Raw genomic sequence first — 17,789 nt, 5'->3', positions numbered from 1 at the left:
TTCGCAGTGAATTTTATCGTTCGCCATCCTGATCGAATGTCGGATGACCTGACGCAGGTCAGTCGATCAGTTCGTAGAGCGTGACGGGCAGTTCGGGCATGACGGCGTTGGTCTCGATCGCATAGGCGGCCAGCACGTCGCGGGCGGCCTGCGCGGCGCTCGCTGTATCGCGCGCATGGACCATCGCGAGCGGCTGCCCGGCCTCGACGACCTGTCCCAGTTCCGCGAGATCGGTGAGACCCACCCGATGATCGACGGCGTCTTCCGGATGACGCCGTCCGCCGCCCAGCGACACGACCACGAGCCCGATCTCGCGGCAATCGATGCGCGCGACGACGCCACGCACCGGCGCCGGCACCGGCATCACGACGGGCGCGCGCTGCAGGCAGCGGTCCGGCGCATCGACGAGATCCGCGGCGCCGCCGAGCGCGCGCACCATGCGCGCGAAGCGCTCCGCCGCGGCGCCCGATGACAATGCCGCGTCGAGCTGGGCGCGCGCGCTCGTCGCGTCGGCGGCGAGCCCGCCGGTCACCAGCATCTGCGTCGCGAGCGCCATCGTCACGTCGTGCACGCGCGTGGGCCGCGCGCGTCCCGTCAGATAGTCGATCGCGAAGCGGATCTCGAGCGCATTGCCCGCGCACGGCGCGAGCGGCTGGTTCATGTCGGTGAGCCACGCAGTCGTCTTCATGCCCGCGCCGTTGCCGACGTCGACGATGCTCCGCGCCAGTTCCACCGCACGCGAGCGCGTCGGCATGAACGCGCCGCAGCCAACCTTCACGTCCATCACGAGCGCGTCAGCGCCAGCCGCGAGTTTCTTCGACAGGATCGACGCGGTGATCAGCGCGACCGATTCGACTGTCGCGGTGACGTCGCGGATCGCGTAGATGCGGCGATCCGCCGGTGCGAGCTGCGCGGTCTGACCGATGATCGCGATGCCGACGTCTTTCACCACCTGCTGGAAATACGCGGTATCCGGCGTCAGATCGTAGCCAGGTATCGACGCGAGCTTGTCGAGCGTGCCGCCGGTGTGCCCGAGGCCGCGCCCCGAGATCATCGGCACGTGGCCGCCGCAGGCCGCGACGAGCGGGCCGACCAGCAGCGAGGTCAGGTCGCCGACGCCGCCGGTCGAATGCTTGTCGATCACCGGCCCGTGCAGACCGAACCCGGCCCAGTTCAGCACCTCGCCGGAATCGCGCTGCGCGAGCGTCAGCGCGACGCATTCGTCGAGACGCATGCCGTTGAAGAACACCGCCATCGCGAACGCGGCGATCTGGCCTTCGGACACGCTGCCTTCGACGATGCCGCGCACGAATGCGGCGAGGTCGGCGGCGTCGATCGGCAAACCGTCACGCTCGCGGCGAATCAGTTCCTGCGTCAACACGTTGCGCGCTCCTGTTCGGGGATCGTTGCGGCCGCATGGGGTGGCAGGCCACGCCGGGCTCGAAGGATCCAGTATAGGGGCGATGCGGTACGACATGACAGCTGGCCGTTCGGCCGATACCGGACGCGTCAGGGGCACCCATACCATGTGCCGGTGCCTGGAGATGAAACGATGATGAGCCGCCGAAACCGCCGCTGCATGACCCCGATCGATTCGAAGACCCATGCGGATCGCGTCTCGCGCAACGTTCAGCGCGCCGCACGCCGATGAAGCTGGAACTCGAAATCTGGTGGTTCGTGGTCAACGTGTTTGCCGTTGCGGCAGGGCCGTGGATCGCGAACAGTATCGTTTTCCTGATCGTCCGGAGGCTCGATCCGACCGAGCAATGGGATCCATGGCGCGCGTACCGCGAGTATCAGATGGGGTTTGTCGCAATGGGATGGACGACCACGGCACTTTACGAGATAGCGAGCCGCGAGACGCTTCTCTCGCATGTCGGGTTCATCCAGGTCGTCCTGGGTTTCTGCATCGCATTCGGTGCGCTGTTCGCGGCAGGTGGTGCACGTCAACCCGTCGATCCGGCGACATGCGAAACGGCCGACCGCGACGCGGGAATCTGGAATCGGCTCAAAGTGTGGGCGGACTTTTACCAATTCTTTACATTTTCGCTGATTGCCTGTCTGGTATCATTCGTACTACTAGACATTATCCATGTGAATAACGCGTCTCACCTTGCCGAGTAGGAGTGTCCATGCCGCATGCCGATCATCGCCGCAACCAGTTCCCGGAGCCGTTCCGGACGGTATTTTTCCGGTCAGCTAGATATCGATGCTGGCTCTCGTCGTAGCAACGGTCTGTCTGCCGGGCCTGCAAGTTCCGGAATTGTGCAAGAGGATATTCCACTAACTGCCAGCGGCTCTGGCATTGGACTGCTGGGATCCGCCGTCGGTATCCCACCTCGACGCGCTTCGGCGGACTTTCGTATTTCTGGTGGATGCAGGCGCCGATCAGCTGAGATGTGCTCTCTGACTACCGCCGACTCCTGCCGACTAACGGCGGAAATCCCCGCCATGCGAGACACCTGCCTGCCCCGCGCCGAACTGTCCGCTACTCGTTGTGCCCGCAGCAAATGCACCGCTGCCGTCTTGCATGGCACCTGAGCCATCATCGAGAAGATTCCGCCTCGCGCCCGCACGAACTGCGGCTGCGTGCGCCGTACCATTCGCCGGCGGCGCACCGTGCGCGACGATCGGCGCACGGCCATAGCGGTAGGGCTGATCCAGTTGCAGTACTGCGGCCACACTGGGATTGCAGCCGTCCGTGACCACCAGCGTCTCCTGCGAGAACGCGCCGCCCGTGCCTACGCCCGCCGCGACCATCCCACCTGCATGCACCGTGTCGCACTGGCGTGACGCGACGAACGTGATCGCCCCCGCCGGGATCGACACATCGACGAGTTCCGCGTGACCGACCACGACGTCGAGCAGCCGCCCTGCGTCGAGCACGCCGTCCTGAACCGGACCTGTCTTGATGAAATCGACCTGCAGCGCGAAGCCGGTGAGGTGCTGCGCCTTCGGCGGCAGCGCGAGCGAATACGGCGCCGCGCGTGGTCCGTCGTCGATACCCGCGAAACTGCCGCCGCTCGCGGTCACGCGCATGCCGATACCGGCGAGACTGGTCGGAAACACCTTGTCGAAATCGCGTACCGTCTGCAGCGGGGTCACGAAGCGCACCTCGCGCAGATTCGGTCCCGCGTCGCACGTGAACGGAACGTCGTGCAGCGCCGCGACGCGCACCGAGCCGAGCGTCGCGCCGACTGGCGCATCGTGCGCCACCGCGATGGTCGCGGGCGGCAGCGACAGTTCCTCGCGAACGCCGGCCGCAAGCGAACACGCGGCATGCGCAACCTGCGCGCCGCCGAACCACGTCGCCGCGACGAGCGCGATCAGCCTGAACAACTGGGCATAGCGTCTGGTCCGTACCTGCTTCCCGTTCACATCGTCACCATGCGCCTGTTCTCGTGCCGGCGATTGTACGGACGTCACGGCGGACGCACGACTTCGCATCCTTACCGCGGATGACACCGCGCGCACCTGTCAGCGTGTTGCAAATGCCGTGCGATTCGCGTGAAAGCCGTCATCATCTTTCCCACATAACGGGCCGTTTTCGCGCGCGTCCATGCGTCGCGTAAGGAAACACTGAACGGCCCGGTCCGAAATTCCTGATTTCGCGTTTTGCGCAGTCGCAGGTATCAAGTCCGCTCACGACGCCCCGTATACATGCGTATGCGACTCGACGATTCCGTTGCGCGGTCGCTCAGGGATCGAAGGTTCAGGGTCAAGGAAAGGCGATGAATGTTCTGCGGCATCTCTTCAAGCGTCTCGATCAGATGGAGATCGAGATGGACTCGTCGTGGTCCAGGGACCGCAGCCTCGTGATCGCCGAGATTCGCCGCAAGATCATCGAGTACAAGATCGACCTCGCGGACCTGAACGTGCCGTCGAAACGCAAGATCCCGCGCGCGCGGGGCGACGCGCGCAATAGTGCGAAGCGCAAGACGGAGAAAGACGGCGCGGCCGGTAAAGGCAATCCCGACGCGGCGGCAGATCAGGCGCGCGATCCGGCCGATCTCGATCTGCCGGAGAAGGCGCCCTGAGCACGCTATAACGGCTGGCGTTATATAACGCGTCGCGTTATAGTCAGTCGACGGCGATCGAGAACTTCAAGGACAGAGAGACCGCGCTGGTCTGGTCAGATGACCGCTCCAGGCGGCTTCCGCGAGAGATCCAGCAGATCGCACGCCGCAAGCTGCGGATGCTTCACAACGCATACAGCCTTGCCGACCTTCGCATTCCCCCCCGCGAACCGGCTCGAGGCATTGGCAGGTAACCGGCGCGGCCAGCACAGTATCCGCATCAACGACCAGTGGCGGATCTGCTTTCGCTGGGAAGACGGACACGTCCGCGATGTCGAGATCGTCGACTACCACTGAGGAGCCGCACATGGCAAAGCTCGAAAATGTACACCCGGGCGCGGTGCTCAGCGAAGAGTTCCTCGAGCCGTTGAACCTTAGCCAGAATGCGCTTGCACGCGCAATGAAGGTACCGCCGCGGCGCATCAACGAAATCGTCCACGGTGACCGGAACGTGTCCGCGGACACCGCGCTGCGGCTTTCGATCGTGCTTGGCACGACGCCCCAGTTCTGGCTGGGGCTGCAGGCCGACTACGATCTCGAGGAAGCGGCCAGGAACGCCGACTTCTCCGAACTGCACCCGCTTGCGACGGCGTGACGCTGCCGGCAGTCGCGTCTCACCGCGCGGCCCCCGCATCGCGCTGCGCCTCGCCCAGCGCGATGCTTTCCATCGGCAGCGTCGTCGCTGCATCGATCACATCGGCGTAGCTGAAGCGGTACTGGTCGTGCAGCGCCTGCAGGCCGGCCGCGCCGTAGCAGAAGTCTGCGAGCGCGATCGTGCGCAGACCGATAGGATAGTAGAGCCGTTCCAGACACGTGGACGTGGATGGCGCGGCGTAGCCCGACCACTCGCCGTCGAGGGTCACGTCGTCGGCGCCATCGAAACCGTCGTCGCACGACGTCATCACGAGCGCGCACAGCGCAAGTGCGAAAACCAGCCAGATAATCGAAGCCCGCATGTTGAATGACTGAAGTTGCATCGGTCATTCAGACACGCGCATCGCCACAAGGTTTGTGAAGCTGGCTTACCGTACGTTTCGCGCCTTTACCGCAAGAACGCAGCAACGCACGGCGGCGCCATCAACCGAAACGCTGCCCTCTTCGCTGCAACTCGTTCAGGTAAGCATTGGTAAGACCGAGCAACGATTCGCGATAGCCGTCGGGGAACACGACGTCGTCCATCGAAGCGAGCGCGTCCTCGATGCCGCCGCGAAACGCCTGCGTGACGCCGTGGCATTGCGTCGGCGACAGATGCGACAGCGCCGCGTCGACGAGCTTGCACAGCACGACGACCTGCGCGGTCAGATGCGCGATTGCATCATTGCCGGCGTCGGATTGAGATGAGGTTGGGTCGGCGCAATCGGCCGATAGTGCGGAAGGAGTCATGGTACGTGGGTCCAGCGAAGTTGCGATGCCGCGATCCGGGCAATCGATGTCCGCAATCGCACCTGTGCGGCAACGTCAACTACGCTGCCCTGCCCCATCGAGTCGGCAGGGCATGACGCATAGTACGACCAGCTTCTCGAACACCAAAGCACCACCGGTGTCGGGATTTCCTGATTTTACGGTGGGAGCATTTCCCGGTCCATGCATGCCGCGGCGCACAGACCGATGCATCGAAGCGTCACCGCGCTACAATCGCCGCGTCGCGAGACGCTGCGCACTGCAAAGCATCGCAATCTCCGCGCCATGCGCACGGATCAGCAAATAATCAGGGACGCGACGGCTTCGATCCCGCGCGCCCCCGATGTTCATCGAACCAGCGGCACTTACCAGCCCGACTGATAGTACGAGTACGCGTACGCCGGCTGATCGCCATAACGCGTCACATAGCCCGGCTGCCAGTAGCGTACCGGCACCGCACGGTACGCGCGCCGTGGCTGCACGATCATCACCGGCGCGCTGGGCGCGGGCTGCTCATACACATACTGCGCGGGCTCCGGATCGGCGGATGCGACGTACACCGTCGCGGGCGGCGGCGCATAAGCCTGCGTGCGCGGATCGTCGACGGGCGTGTAGTTGAAACCAGACTGCGTGTAGACGTTCTGCGTCTCGACGTATTGCACTGGCGGCTGCTGGTACGCGACCTGGCGCGGCTGTGCATAGGCCACCGGCTGCGGCGGCTGCCACGCCATCTGCGCCTGCGGCTGAGGTTGCGGCTGCTGCACCGGCTGATAAGCGACGGTCTGCTGCTGCGGCACGTGAACGGGCGGCCGCGGTACCTGCGCGTAAGCGCGCGGCTGCGGCTGCGGCTGCGGCTGTGCCTGCGGCGGAATGCTCGTGTAGCGCGAGTTGTCGTCCTCGCTGACGGTATGCGGCAACGGCGGCAGCGGCGGGACTTTCGCTTCGCGCTCCGCTTCTTCCTTGCGGCCGGCGATCAACCCGTTGCGGTACGCGCGCGCTGCATCGCTCATGCGATGCTGCGGGTCCTCCTGCGCACCGTCGGCATTGATCAGATATTCGTTCGGCGACAGCGTTCGGGCGACCGCGGGATCGCCGTGATCGTAAGCGCTTTCCGGACCGTCCGCGAAAGCGCCTACGGAAACGCTCGCGAACAGCATGCCCACCAATACGGAGACTTTACTCATGGCACAGACTCCAAACCTTCAGCAAGTGGACGGCATGCGCAAGTGCCGATGTCGGTTCGCCGCTTGACCGGCGAACGGGTGAAGAGAAGCGCTCATGTATAACGGCAGTCCTGCTGTTTAGCCGCATGCGGGTAAACACCGCTCCTTTGCACCATTCAGTCACACCACTCACTTGCGCCACGCGCTCAGCTCGCGCGCCATCGTTTCGTTCGCGAGTTCGAGGAACGCCCGCACGACCGGGTTCGTCTGCTGCAGTTGCGGGCACACGGTGTAGCCGCGAAACACGATGTCCGGCGAAAACGGTCGGAACGCGATGCGCTTCGGACTGGTGTCGAGCGTCGCGAGCGGATTGACGATGCCGATGCCGAGGCCGCGCGACACCAGTGCGCAGATCGTCGCGCCGTACGGCGTTTCGATCGCCGGCACCTGGTCCGCGTAGGCCTCGCGCAGCACGCGGTCGATCGACGCGCGCGTGTCGTCCGCGTACGAAGGCAGGATCAGCCGCTCGCCGCGCAGGTCCGCTGCCGCGATGCGTTTGCGCGCGGCGAGCGGATGACGCGCGGGCAGCGCGCACTGGCTGGGCAGGCGGTACAGTTCGGCGCTCGTCACGCCGAACGCGTCCGGCGTGGTGGTCGCGAAGCCGACGTCGCAGTACGCCGACGACGCCCAGCGCTGAATGGTCCCTTCGCTGCGCATCTCGAGCGATACCGCGACGCGCGGATACGCCGCGAGAAACCGCTCGATCACCGCCGGCACGAACGACAGCGCGAGCACCGGCGCCGCGACGAGCCGCAGCCGCCCGCTGCCGAGCTGACGGATCTCGCGCGCCGAATGCGCGAGCTTCTCGAGCCCGACGAAGCTGCGATCCACTTCGCGATAGAACGCGCTGCCCGCATCCGTCGCGCGGATCCGTCCGCCGTTGCGTACGAACAGCGCGAGCCCGGTTTCATCCTCCAGTTCCGCGATCAGCCGGCTGATGCTCGGCTGCGAAGTGCCGAGTTCCGCCGCCGCGGCGGTCATCGAACCGCGCAGCATCACCAGCCGGAACGCCTCGATCTGCCTCTGGTTCATCTCCGCTGTCTCCGTCGCGCGCTGGCCAAACCGCAGCCTGCCATATCAAAAATGAATGGAAGCCCTTTTTGTCGCTATTTGACCGGATAGCCGCCGCAAACCTAGACTGGTTTACAGTTAAGCAACGGCCGAATTCCATGCGCCCCGATGCCCTGCTCTTCGACGACGCGTTCCGCGTCGCGCCGTACTGGTGGGAAGCCGCACCGCCCGAGACGGCGCGCGCGCCATTGCCCGCGAGCGTCGATCTCGCGATCGTCGGCAGCGGCTACTGCGGGCTGTCCGCTGCGGCCGAAGCCGCACGCCATGGCGCCAGCGCGGCCGTGCTCGATGCGGCCGAGCTCGGCGCGGGCGGCAGCACGCGCAGCGGCGGCATGGTGTCGAGCGGCCAGAAGCTCGCGCTGACCAACGCGATTCGCGGCGTGTCCGCCGAACGTCTCGTGCGGCTGATGCACGAATCGATGGCGAGCTTCGACTACCTGAAACGCCTCGTCGCCGACGAATCGCTCGACGCCGATCTGCGCATCACCGGCCGCTTCTTCGGCGCGTACACGCCGGGGCATTTCGAACAGCTGCGCCGCCAGGGCGAACTGCTGCGCGACAAGACCGGCGTCACCGTACACACGATCACGCGCGACGCACAGCGCGCGATCATCGCGTCGGACTACTACTACGGCGGCATCCTCGTCGACGAATACGGCGGCCTGCATACCGCGAAATACCATCGGTCGCTGCGCGAACTCGCGCGGCGCCGCGGCGCGACGCTGCATTCGCATGCGGCCGTCGAGCGGATCGAACGCGTGGCGATCAACAGTTCGCCCGCCACGCGTTTTCGCCTGCACACCGCGCGCGGCGTGCTCGACGCGAAACACGTGCTGGTCGCGACCAACGGCTACACCGGCAACCTGCTGCCGTTCTTCGCGCGCCGCGTGCTGCCTGTCGCGAGCTACCAGATCGCGACGGAACCGCTGCCGCCCGGCCTGATGGACGTGCTGAATCCAGGCCGCCGGATGATCAGCGACTCGAAGCGCAACCTGTTCTACACACGCCCATCGCCCGACGGCACGCGGATGATCTTCGGCTCACGGCCCGCGATCCGCGAGGTCGACGAGCGCGCGGCCGCGCGCCTGCTGCATTCGAAGATGGTGCAGCTGTGGCCCGCGCTGCGCGACGTGCGGATCACGCACGCATGGAAAGGCTATGTCGCGATGACCGGCGACAAGCTCGCACACATCGGCGAGCACGACGGCATCCACTACGCGCTCGGCTGCAACGGCAACGGCGTCGCGCTGATGAGCTACCTGGGCCAGCGCATCGCGCGGCACATGCTGGGTGTCGAGCGCGACGCGGGCGCGTTCGGCGAAGGCGCGTTCCCGGTCAGCGCGGCGGGTGTCGCGAGCCATGTCGCGGTGCCGCTCGGCGCCGCGCTCTATGGGCTCGACGATCTGTGGCGTGGCCGCGTGCGCGCCGCGCTGTCCTGAACCTGCTGCATCGCACGCATCTCACCTCGAAGGAGCGACGCATGATCCGCCTGCACAACGTGTCGAAATGGTTCGGCGAGCATCAGGTGCTCGCCGACTGCTCCGCGACGGTCTCGCGCGGCGAAGTCGTCGTGATCTGCGGGCCGTCGGGCTCCGGCAAGTCGACGCTGATCAAGTCGGTCAACGGGCTCGAGCCGGTGCAGCGCGGCGAGATCGTCGTGAACGGCCTGACCGTCGCCGCGAACGGCACGCAGCGTATGACCAATCTCACGAAGCTGCGCGCGCAGGTCGGCATGGTGTTCCAGCACTTCGAACTGTTCCCGCATCTGAGCGTGCGCGACAACCTGATGCTCGCGCAGCGCAAGGTGCTGCGCCGCGGCCGTGACGAAGCGGCCGAGAAGGCGCGCGCGTTGCTGCAGCGGGTCGGTCTGCGCGCGCACGAAGACCGTTACCCCGCGCAGCTGTCGGGCGGTCAGCAGCAGCGCGTCGCGATCGCGCGGGCGCTGTCGATGGACCCCGTTGCGATGCTGTTCGACGAGCCGACTTCTGCGCTCGACCCGGAGATGGTCAACGAGGTGCTCGACGTGATGACCGAACTCGCGAGCGACGGCATGACGATGCTGTGCGTGACGCACGAGATGGGTTTCGCGAAGCGCGTCGCGAACCGGATCGTGTTCATGGACGGCGGCGCGATCGTCGAGGACGACACGAAGGAGCATTTCTTCGATCGTCCGCGCTCGGCGCGCGCCCGCGAGTTCCTGTCGCGCATCCTGCATTGACCGACTGAACCGAATGCGGTGCTGCCCGCGCATCGCGGGCCACCGGAGCACTGCTCACCGTTTGCGCTTTCATCCGTCCAACGCAGTTCCTTTCGAAGGAGCCACATCATGCGTTTCCGTCATCTCGCGCGACTCTTCGCGATTGCCGTTCCTCTCTGTTTCGGCGCGCTCGTGCCGGCGCATGCCGAGGACGTCGGCACGCTCACGCCCGGCAAGATCGTCGCCGGCGTCGATGCGAACAACAAGCCCTACTCGTACATCGACAACGGCAAGATGACGGGCTTCGACGTCGAGCTGATCCGCGCGATCGCCGCGAAGCTCGGCCTCACCGCCGACTTCCGCGCGCAGGACTTCAGCGGCCTGCTGCCGAGCGTCGCGAACCAGCAGATCGACCTCGCGGCCGGCTCGATCTCGATCACGAAAGACCGCCTGAAAATGGTGGACTTCTCCGAAGGCTATCTGACGGGGCTCCTGAGCGTCGCGACGCTGCCGGGCAGCCCGATCACCGGCGATGTCGCGTCGGTGAAAGACAAGCGGATCGGCGTCGTGCAGGGCACCATCGAAGATACGTACTCGGACAGCTACCTGCCGGGCGCGCAGATCGTGCGCTTTCCGAACCTGAACGCGGGCTTCCTCGCGATGCGCTCGAAATACATCGACGGTTACTTCGTCGACAAGACGCTCGTCGAAGGGCTGCAAGGCAAGTACCCGCAGATGAACATTGCCGACAAGCTCGATATTTCCGCGGTGAACCTGCCGGCCGGGTTCCCGGTGCGCAAGGGCAACACGAAGCTCGAAACGGCGCTCAACAAGAGCATCGACGAACTCGTCGCCGACGGCACGTGGCTCAAGCTCTATCTGCAGTTCCATCCGGGCTATCCGAAGCCGGCGAACCTGCCGCCGTACCAGATGAAGACCGGCAGCTGAACGGTACCGCGTCTCAGGTCGCACATCGCGCCGCGCATCGTCCACCTTCAACGAGGAGCGCATCATGAACGCCTTTCTGCAGAACTTCCTCGACTGGCCTCTCCTGATCGGCTCGCTGCCGGCGCTGCTCGGCACCGGGCTCGTCAATACGCTCGTGCTGTCGCTGTTCTCGACGGTGCTCGGCATCATGGCCGGCATGGTGCTCGCGCTGATGGCGGTGTCGAATACGCGCTGGCTGATGCTGCCCGCGCGCATGTACGTCGACCTGTTCCGCGGGCTGCCCGCCGCGCTCGTGATACTCGTGGTCGGCCAGGGGCTCGCGCCCATCGGTCTGCAGATCTTCGGGCCCAATCCGTATCCGCTCGCGATCGTCGCGCTCGCGCTGATCTCGTCCGCGTATATCGCGGAGATCTTCCGCTCAGGCATCCAGAGCGTGGGGCGCGGCCAGCTGTACGCGTGCCAGGCGCTCGGCATGAGCTACTGGAGCGGCATGCGCCACGTGATCGTGCCGCAGGGCATCCGCCGCATCCTGCCCGCGCTCGCGAACCAGTTCATCTCGATCGTGAAGGATTCGAGCCTCGTCTACTTCCTCGGCCTGCTGACTTCGCAGCGCGATCTGTTCACGATCGGCCAGAATACGTCGGTGAATACCGCGAACCTGTCGCCCCTCGTCGCGGCCGGTGCGGTCTATCTGCTGATCACCGTGCCGCTCACGCACGCGATCAACCACATCGACCGCTGGACCAACCGTCACGCGAATCCGCGCGCGCGGGCTTCGCGAGCGGAGCGGCGCGCGGATCGCATCGCGGGCACGGCGCGCAGCGGCGAAGCGGTGCCGGCTGCGAACGCGGCCGCGGGTATCGCGAAACGGCAAGGCTGACGCATACTTCGAAGCTCCGACGAATCCACCACCTGAACAACGCCAACATGGGACCACAAGTCGAACCCGTCGCCGACGATACGCAACTGCCCGCGCGGGCCGACGTCGTCGTGATCGGCGGCGGCATCATCGGGGTGTCCACCGCGCTGTACCTGAGCGAAAAGGGCCTCACGGTCGCGCTCTGCGAGAAAGGCCATATCGCGGGCGAGCAGTCGAGCCGCAACTGGGGCTGGGTGCGCGTGACGCGCCGCGATCCGCGCGAGCTGCTGCTGTCGATCGAAAGCCTGAAGCTGTGGCGCACGCTCGACCGCACGCTCGGCATCGAAACCGGCTTCAACCAGTGCGGCATCCTGTACATGACGAACGACGATGCCGCGCTCGCCGAGCATCTCGACTGGCTGAAGCGCGCGAAGCAGATTGCCGGCGATACGTTCGACACGCACGAGGTGGATGCGAAGGCCATCGCGGCTCTGCTGCCGGGCGCCGTGAAGACCTACAAGGGCGGGCTCTTCACGCCCGGCGACGCGCGCGCCGAACCGCAGAAGGCCGCGCCCGCGATCGCAAACGCACTGCGCAAACGCGGCGTGAAGATCCTCACGCCGTGCGCGGTGCGCGGCATCGAAACCTCCGCGGGACGCGTGAGCGGCGTCGTCACCGAGCACGGCACGATCCGCTGCGATGCGGTCGTGGCAGCGGGCGGCGCGTGGACGCGGCTCTTCTGCGGCAGCCTCGATATCGACGTACCGCAACTGCTCACGCGCAGCTCGGTGCTGCGCACGGAACCGCTCGAAGGCGGCCCGACCTGCAGCGCGAGCAACAAGGAGTTCGCGTTCCGCAAGCGCGCGGATGGCGGCTACACCGTCGCTTACGGCTTTCGCACCCACGCGGATCTGACGCCCGATGCGTTCCGCCTGTTCTTCAAGTACATCGAAGCATTGAAGAGCGTGATGGGGTCGCTCAGGATCGGCATCGGCCGGCGCTTCTTCGATGAACTGAAGCGCCCGCGCCACTGGGCGCTCGATCAACCCACCGCTTTCGAAGCAGTCCGCACGCTCGATCCCGAGCCGGTCGTGCCGTACGTCGACAACGGGCTCGCGGAGTTCGTGAAGGTGTTTCCGCAGCTTGCCGGCGCGCGCATCGCGCAGCGCTGGGCAGGTTATATCGACGTCACGCCGGACGCGATTCCGGTGATCTCGGGCGTCGAGCGGCTGCCGGGGTTCTTCATCGGCACGGGCTTCTCGGGACACGGCTTCGGCATCGGTCCGGCGGCGGGCAAGCTGATGGCGGACCTCGTCGTGAACGACACGCCGCTCGTCGATCCGCACGCGTTCCGGCTGTCGCGCTTTTCCGACGGCACAAAGATCGTGATCGACGCGGGGTTCTAGCAGGGGCTCATTCTCGACAGCTAAAACGCGGAGGACGACAGCAATGGACAAGGTAGCGATGATTTCAGGCGGAAACCGTGGCATCGGCCTCGAGATCGCGCGCGAGCTGCATCGGCGCGGCTACCGGCTGTCGCTCGGCGTGCGCGATCCGGCGTCGTTCCATCCGGAGTTCGATGCGTTCGTCTCGCCTTATGAAGCGCGCGATGTCGACGCGGGCCGCCGCTGGGTCGACGCGACGATCGCGCGGTTCGGTCGGCTCGACGTGCTCGTCAGCAACGCGGGCATCTGCAGGATGATCACGTTCGAAAACGGCACCGACGCCCTCCTCGACGAAACCTTCGACATCAACGTGAAGGCACCCTTCCGGCTCGTGCAGGCCGCGCTGCCGCATCTGCGCCGCGCGGGCAACGCGCGTTTCGTGCAGCTCGCGTCGCTGTCGGGCAAGCGCGTGAAGAACCTGAACGTCGGCTACCAGATGTCGAAGCACGCGGTGATCGCGCTCAATCACGCGGTGCGCCGCGCAGGCTGGGACGACGGCGTGCGCGCCACCGCGATCTGCCCGGGCTACGTGAACACCGACATGGCCGCGGGCATCGCCGATCTGCCGCCCGACGCGATGACGCAGCCGCGCGACCTCGCGTTGATCGTCGCCAACACCATCGAGCTGCCGAACTCGGCAAGCGTCGCGGAAGTGCTCGTCAACTGCCGCCACGAAGATCTGTTCTGAGCGTCGCGCAGCGCGGGTTCAACCCACCACCTCCGGCCGTTCCATCTCCTGCCTCAACAGATCGACGAACGCGATCACCGGCTGCGGCAGCGTGCGCCCGGCCATCGTCTGAACCTGCAGCGTGCGCTGGTGCAGTTCGGGATTCGCGATCGGCACCGCGGCCAGTCCGTCCACCTTCAACCGCGTGCGCACCGTGATATATCCGGTCAGCGTGACCGCGTCCGTGTGCCGTACGAAGCTCTGCAACGCCTGGTGATAGTTGCTGACGAACACCGGCTCGAAGATCAGCCCTTCCAGACTGCACGCAATGTCGAACAGCTGCCGGATCGTCACGCCCTGGTTGTCCATCGCGAGCGGCCATTCCATCAGATCGGCGAGCGACACCGACTCGTGCGCGGCAAGAGGATGGTCGTGCCGCATCAGCGCATAGATCGGCGCGCGCTGTGCGACCTGCACCTGAATGTCCCGCTCAGGCGCGATGCTGAAACATACGGCGAGGTCGTGGGTGCCCTCGCGCACACGCTGCGTTGCAGCAGACGGCGCCGACACATCGAGCTGGAAATGCGCGCGCGGATGCGTGCGCAGGAAATGCGCGAACACCTGCGGCAGAAAATACGGCGCCACGCCCTCCGAACTCGCGACGCGGATCGTCACGCGGCCGTCCGCGGTCATGCCGCGAATCTCGTCGGCGATACGCTCGTCTTCGAGCTGGCTGCGCCGCGCGTGATTCGCGAGCAGCCGCCCCGCATCGGTCAGCACCATGCCGCGCGGCCGCCTTTCGAATAGCGGCGTGCCCATCTGTTCTTCGAGCTTCGCGATCTGCCGGCTCAACGCCGAGATCGCCACGTAGAGCCGCTCCGATGCCTTGCTGAGCGAGCCGCTGCGGGCCACCTCGAGGAAATAGCGCAGTGCGGTCTGATCCATGGTCTCCGTGGCGCGATGCGCATGAGTTGGGTCACCGAAGCTTTGCCGTTGCGGCAAAGCTCGCTGCCAAATATTGTAATTGTCCAGAAATATCGTCCACGTCAGCATGGGTCGTCAACGAGTGCGCGCCCGCATTGCGCGCTCGCTTCGATCTAATCGAGCGTCCCCACGACGCGCCACGACGGAGATCTACGTGACCCGCGACACGGCCATCCAGCTTGCCACCCAGCGCTACGAATCCGGCGCGTTTCTCGACGACCTGCAACGCCGCGTCGCGATCCGCACCGAAAGCCAGGAGGCCGATAGCGGCGCCCGGCTGCGCGCCTATCTCGACGACGAACTCACGCCGACGCTCACTGCCTGGGGTTTTACCTGCCGCGTGGTGGACAATCCGGTGGCGAGCGCCGGTCCGTTCCTGATCGCGCATCGCCACGAAGGCGACGATGTGCCGACGGTGCTGAGCTACGGTCACGGCGACGTGGTGCGCGGCTACGACGCTCAGTGGTCCGACGGCCGCTCACCGTGGCAGGTCACGGTGGACGGCGAGCGCTGGTATGGCCGCGGCACCGCCGACAACAAAGGCCAGCACAGCATCAACCTCGCCGCGTTGCGCGCGGTGCTCGACGCGCGCGATGGCAAGCTCGGCTTCAACCTGAAGCTGCTGTTCGAAACCGGCGAGGAAGTCGGCTCGCCGGGCCTGCACGCGCTGTGCCTGCGGCTGCGCGACGAACTCGCCGCGGACGTGCTGATCGCGTCCGACGGCCCGCGCCTCGCCGCCGGCCGGCCGACGATCTTTCTCGGCTCGCGCGGCGTGATCAATTTCCGGCTCGACGTGAACCTGCGCGACGGCGCGCATCACTCGGGCAACTGGGGCGGACTCCTGCGCAATCCGGGCGTGGTGCTCGCGAACGCGATCGCGTCGATGGTCGATGCGAACGGCCGCATCGCGATCGATGGACTGCGTCCGCCGCCGGTTCCCGATTCGGTGCGCCGCGCGCTCGCGGACATCGTGGTCGGCGGGAATCCGGGTGAACCCGAAGTCGATCCGGATTACGGCGAACCCGACCTCACGCCGACCGAGCGCGTGTTCGGCTGGAACAACATCGAAGTGCTCGCGTTTCGCACCGGCAACCCGGAGAAGCCGGTCAACGCGATTCCGCCGCAGGCGTTCGCGCACATGCAGATCCGCTTCGTCGTCGGTACCGACTGGCGCAACCTGCAGTCGATTGTGCGGCGCCATCTCGACGCGCACGGCTTCCCGATGGTGACGGTCGAAGTGGAGCGCGGCATGCCGGCCACCCGCGTCGATCCCGAGAACCCGTGGGTGCAATGGGCGCTGCGCTCGCTCACGCAGACCACCGGCACGCAGCCGGTGCTGCTGCCCAACCTCGGCGGCACGCTGCCGAACGACGTCTTCGCCGACGTGCTCGGCATGCCGACGCTGTGGGTGCCGCACTCGTACCCCGGCTGCTCGCAGCACGCGCCGGACGAACATCTGCTGGGCCCGGTGGTGCGCGAAGGGCTGCGCATCATGGCGGGCCTGTTCTGGGACCTCGGCGCGCGCAGCGGCGACGCCCCCGATGCCAATCCCGCGGCCCATCTGCCGCGCAAGTCGACCGGAGGCCGGCGCAATGAGCACTGAGTCCGTCACGATCCCGCAGTCCACCCACACGCCCGCATCGCGCCGCGGCGTCGCCCGGCTGATCGTCGCCACGTCGATCGGCAATGCGCTCGAGTTCTACGACCTCGTCGTGTACGGCTACTTCGCGGGCACGTTGTCGAAGCTGTTCTTCCCCGCGCACAACCACACGGTGTCGCTGCTGATCACGCTCGGCACCTTCGCGCTGTCATATCTCGCGCGGCCGGTCGGCGCGCTCGTGCTCGGTTCGTACAGCGACCGGCACGGCCGCAAGGCGTCGCTCACGCTGTCGATCGGCATGATGACGCTCGGCACCGGCATGGTCGCGCTGATGCCGTCGTACGCGTCGATCGGCCTCGCCGCGCCGGTGCTGATCTTCGTGTCGCGCGTACTGCAAGGCTTCTCGGCGGGCGGCGAGTTCGGCAGCTCGACCGCGTTTCTGGTCGAGCACGCGCCCACGCGCAGCGGCTTCATGTCGAGCTGGCAGTTCTCGAGCCAGGGCGCGAGCACGCTGCTCGCATCGTTGTTTGGCGCGGTGCTGACGGGCACGCTCACGCAGCCGCAGCTCGAAGGCTGGGGCTGGCGCATCCCGTTCCTGTTCGGCATGCTGATCGGCCCGATCGGGTTCTACATTCGCCGCCGTATCGACGAAACGCCCGAGTTCGAGCAGGCCGAAAAAGTGTCGTCGCCGGTGCGTACCGTGCTCGCGACGCAAAAGGCCGGCGTGCTCGTGTCGATCGGCTCGCTCGTGCTGACCACCAGCGCGAACTACATGCTGCTCTACATGCCGACCTACGCGTCGCGTCAGCTGGGCCTCGCGCCGTCGTCGGGCTTCATCGCGACGCTGACCGCGGGCTTCATCATGATGACGCTCGTACCGTTCGTCGGACACCTGTCCGACAAGGTGGGACGCATCCGCATCATGCTCGTGATGGGCGTGCTGTTCTTCGTGACGATCTATCCGGCATTCGTGTTCATGAACGCGCACCCGTCGCTGCCCACGCTGGTGGCCGCCGTGGTGTGGGTCGCGCTGCTGAAGGCCACCTACTTCGCGCCGATTCCCGCGCTGATGGCCGAGCTGTTCCCGACGGAGACGCGCACGACCGGCATGGCGTTCGGCTATAACATCGCCACGACGATATTCGGCGGTTTCACGCCCTTCGCGGTCGCGTCGCTGATCGCCGCGACGGGCAACAATCTCGCGCCGGGCCTGTATCTGATGATCGCCGCGGTGATCAGCCTGGTCACGCTGGTGTGGGCGCGCGTGAAGCTGCAGGTGCGTTAGGCGCCTTTTTCAGAAGCCGTATGGAAACAGTCA

General features: G+C 66.1%; 18 protein-coding genes and 1 pseudogene. 12 read left to right on the top strand and 7 right to left on the bottom strand.

The features are described 5' to 3' along the window. Positions 1-58: 58 nt before the first annotated feature. A complete protein-coding gene (gene deoA / locus DVS29_RS23990; protein ID WP_240655773.1) occupies positions 59-1,381 on the bottom strand; it encodes a thymidine phosphorylase in 1,323 nt (440 codons plus the stop codon). 266 nt (positions 1,382-1,647) lie between these two features. Here deoA and DVS29_RS23985 point away from each other — a divergent pair, with 266 nt between their 5' ends. Beyond that, entirely contained in the window at positions 1,648-2,124 is a 477-nt protein-coding gene (locus tag DVS29_RS23985) for a hypothetical protein (RefSeq protein ID WP_118183007.1), read from the top strand. A gap of 306 nt (positions 2,125-2,430) precedes the next feature. On the opposite strand, the gene DVS29_RS23980 is transcribed toward DVS29_RS23985, so the two are convergent. After that, positions 2,431-3,378: a hypothetical protein gene (locus DVS29_RS23980; protein ID WP_124800711.1), complete on the bottom strand. Its 948-nt coding sequence runs from the start codon at positions 3,376-3,378 to the stop codon at positions 2,431-2,433. A 353-nt stretch (positions 3,379-3,731) separates the two neighbouring features. On the opposite strand from DVS29_RS23980, the gene DVS29_RS23975 reads away from it, so the two are divergent. The 3 genes and pseudogenes from DVS29_RS23975 to DVS29_RS23965 all read left to right on the top strand — a co-directional run bounded on the left by DVS29_RS23975 (position 3,732) and on the right by DVS29_RS23965 (position 4,671). Beyond that, positions 3,732-4,037, top strand: a complete 306-nt coding sequence (locus tag DVS29_RS23975; protein WP_118183005.1) for a hypothetical protein — start codon at positions 3,732-3,734, stop codon at positions 4,035-4,037. Positions 4,038-4,123: 86 nt separating this feature from the next. Beyond that, a pseudogene (locus DVS29_RS37950) lies at positions 4,124-4,373 on the top strand (type II toxin-antitoxin system RelE/ParE family toxin). 10 nt (positions 4,374-4,383) lie between these two features. After that, positions 4,384-4,671 (top strand): HigA family addiction module antitoxin, encoded by a 288-nt coding sequence (locus tag DVS29_RS23965; protein ID WP_118183003.1) that lies wholly within the window; start codon positions 4,384-4,386, stop codon positions 4,669-4,671. A gap of 19 nt (positions 4,672-4,690) precedes the next feature. On the opposite strand, the gene DVS29_RS23960 is transcribed toward DVS29_RS23965, so the two are convergent. From DVS29_RS23960 to DVS29_RS23945, 4 genes are all read right to left on the bottom strand, one after another. Further along, on the bottom strand, positions 4,691-5,053 hold the full coding sequence (locus DVS29_RS23960) for a hypothetical protein (RefSeq protein ID WP_240655772.1): 363 nt from the start codon (positions 5,051-5,053) through the stop codon (positions 4,691-4,693). Between the two features lie 100 nt (positions 5,054-5,153). Next, positions 5,154-5,459 carry a hypothetical protein gene (locus DVS29_RS23955; RefSeq protein WP_118183002.1) on the bottom strand — a complete coding sequence of 102 codons (306 nt, stop codon included), beginning with the start codon at positions 5,457-5,459 and terminating at the stop codon, positions 5,154-5,156. Between the two features lie 383 nt (positions 5,460-5,842). Continuing rightward, on the bottom strand, positions 5,843-6,661 hold the full coding sequence (locus DVS29_RS23950) for a hypothetical protein (protein WP_124800710.1): 819 nt from the start codon (positions 6,659-6,661) through the stop codon (positions 5,843-5,845). Positions 6,662-6,829: 168 nt separating this feature from the next. Next, positions 6,830-7,732, bottom strand: a complete 903-nt coding sequence (locus DVS29_RS23945; protein ID WP_118183000.1) for a LysR substrate-binding domain-containing protein — start codon at positions 7,730-7,732, stop codon at positions 6,830-6,832. A 137-nt stretch (positions 7,733-7,869) separates the two neighbouring features. On the opposite strand from DVS29_RS23945, the gene DVS29_RS23940 reads away from it, so the two are divergent. From DVS29_RS23940 to DVS29_RS23915, 6 genes are all read left to right on the top strand, one after another. Then, on the top strand, positions 7,870-9,210 hold the full coding sequence (locus DVS29_RS23940; RefSeq protein ID WP_118182999.1) for an NAD(P)/FAD-dependent oxidoreductase: 1,341 nt from the start codon (positions 7,870-7,872) through the stop codon (positions 9,208-9,210). A gap of 41 nt (positions 9,211-9,251) precedes the next feature. Next, the gene (locus DVS29_RS23935; RefSeq protein ID WP_118183051.1) at positions 9,252-9,989 is read left to right on the top strand and encodes an amino acid ABC transporter ATP-binding protein; all 738 of its coding nucleotides are present in this window, start codon (positions 9,252-9,254) and stop codon (positions 9,987-9,989) included. Positions 9,990-10,097: 108 nt separating this feature from the next. After that, entirely contained in the window at positions 10,098-10,916 is an 819-nt protein-coding gene (locus tag DVS29_RS23930; RefSeq protein ID WP_118182998.1) for a substrate-binding periplasmic protein, read from the top strand. A gap of 64 nt (positions 10,917-10,980) precedes the next feature. Continuing rightward, positions 10,981-11,796, top strand: a complete 816-nt coding sequence (locus DVS29_RS23925) for an amino acid ABC transporter permease (protein ID WP_118182997.1) — start codon at positions 10,981-10,983, stop codon at positions 11,794-11,796. A gap of 47 nt (positions 11,797-11,843) precedes the next feature. Then, the gene (locus DVS29_RS23920; RefSeq protein ID WP_118182996.1) at positions 11,844-13,181 is read left to right on the top strand and encodes an NAD(P)/FAD-dependent oxidoreductase; all 1,338 of its coding nucleotides are present in this window, start codon (positions 11,844-11,846) and stop codon (positions 13,179-13,181) included. A gap of 43 nt (positions 13,182-13,224) precedes the next feature. Continuing rightward, positions 13,225-13,908 carry an SDR family NAD(P)-dependent oxidoreductase gene (locus DVS29_RS23915; RefSeq protein WP_118182995.1) on the top strand — a complete coding sequence of 228 codons (684 nt, stop codon included), beginning with the start codon at positions 13,225-13,227 and terminating at the stop codon, positions 13,906-13,908. Positions 13,909-13,926: 18 nt separating this feature from the next. Here DVS29_RS23915 and DVS29_RS23910 read toward each other — a convergent pair whose 3' ends face one another. Next, complete coding sequence (locus tag DVS29_RS23910; RefSeq protein ID WP_118182994.1) at positions 13,927-14,832, bottom strand: LysR family transcriptional regulator; 906 nt, start codon at positions 14,830-14,832, stop codon at positions 13,927-13,929. A gap of 193 nt (positions 14,833-15,025) precedes the next feature. Between DVS29_RS23910 and DVS29_RS23905 the strand changes: the two genes are divergently transcribed. Together DVS29_RS23905 and DVS29_RS23900 are read left to right on the top strand one after the other, a co-directional pair. After that, entirely contained in the window at positions 15,026-16,474 is a 1,449-nt protein-coding gene (locus DVS29_RS23905; protein WP_118182993.1) for a M20 family metallopeptidase, read from the top strand. After that, a complete protein-coding gene (locus DVS29_RS23900) occupies positions 16,464-17,756 on the top strand; it encodes an MFS transporter (RefSeq protein WP_118182992.1) in 1,293 nt (430 codons plus the stop codon). Before DVS29_RS23905 ends, DVS29_RS23900 begins: the two co-directional genes overlap by 11 nt. Positions 17,757-17,789: the final 33 nt, after the last annotated feature.

It is taken from the genome of Paraburkholderia phosphatilytica, from assembly GCF_003443895.1.
GTDB lineage: Bacteria > Pseudomonadota > Gammaproteobacteria > Burkholderiales > Burkholderiaceae > Paraburkholderia > Paraburkholderia phosphatilytica.
Note: the sequence above shows the minus strand (reverse complement) of the source record. Positions and strands in the feature narration are given on the sequence as shown.

Excerpts from the sequence above, each read along its gene's own strand:
- DVS29_RS23900 (WP_118182992.1), top strand. The coding sequence starts at position 16,464 with ATGAGCACTGAGTCCGTCACGATCCCGCAGTCCACCCACACGCCCGCA.
- DVS29_RS23950 (WP_124800710.1), bottom strand. The coding sequence starts at position 6,661 with ATGAGTAAAGTCTCCGTATTGGTGGGCATGCTGTTCGCGAGCGTTTCC.
- DVS29_RS23975 (WP_118183005.1), top strand. The coding sequence starts at position 3,732 with ATGAATGTTCTGCGGCATCTCTTCAAGCGTCTCGATCAGATGGAGATC.
- DVS29_RS23935 (WP_118183051.1), top strand. The coding sequence starts at position 9,252 with ATGATCCGCCTGCACAACGTGTCGAAATGGTTCGGCGAGCATCAGGTG.
- DVS29_RS23985 (WP_118183007.1), top strand. The coding sequence starts at position 1,648 with ATGAAGCTGGAACTCGAAATCTGGTGGTTCGTGGTCAACGTGTTTGCC.
- DVS29_RS23960 (WP_240655772.1), bottom strand. The coding sequence starts at position 5,053 with ATGCAACTTCAGTCATTCAACATGCGGGCTTCGATTATCTGGCTGGTT.
- DVS29_RS23965 (WP_118183003.1), top strand. The coding sequence starts at position 4,384 with ATGGCAAAGCTCGAAAATGTACACCCGGGCGCGGTGCTCAGCGAAGAG.
- DVS29_RS23930 (WP_118182998.1), top strand. The coding sequence starts at position 10,098 with ATGCGTTTCCGTCATCTCGCGCGACTCTTCGCGATTGCCGTTCCTCTC.
- DVS29_RS23925 (WP_118182997.1), top strand. The coding sequence starts at position 10,981 with ATGAACGCCTTTCTGCAGAACTTCCTCGACTGGCCTCTCCTGATCGGC.
- DVS29_RS23955 (WP_118183002.1), bottom strand. The coding sequence starts at position 5,459 with ATGACTCCTTCCGCACTATCGGCCGATTGCGCCGACCCAACCTCATCT.
- DVS29_RS23945 (WP_118183000.1), bottom strand. The coding sequence starts at position 7,732 with ATGAACCAGAGGCAGATCGAGGCGTTCCGGCTGGTGATGCTGCGCGGT.
- DVS29_RS23910 (WP_118182994.1), bottom strand. The coding sequence starts at position 14,832 with ATGGATCAGACCGCACTGCGCTATTTCCTCGAGGTGGCCCGCAGCGGC.
- DVS29_RS23920 (WP_118182996.1), top strand. The coding sequence starts at position 11,844 with ATGGGACCACAAGTCGAACCCGTCGCCGACGATACGCAACTGCCCGCG.
- DVS29_RS23940 (WP_118182999.1), top strand. The coding sequence starts at position 7,870 with ATGCGCCCCGATGCCCTGCTCTTCGACGACGCGTTCCGCGTCGCGCCG.
- DVS29_RS23915 (WP_118182995.1), top strand. The coding sequence starts at position 13,225 with ATGGACAAGGTAGCGATGATTTCAGGCGGAAACCGTGGCATCGGCCTC.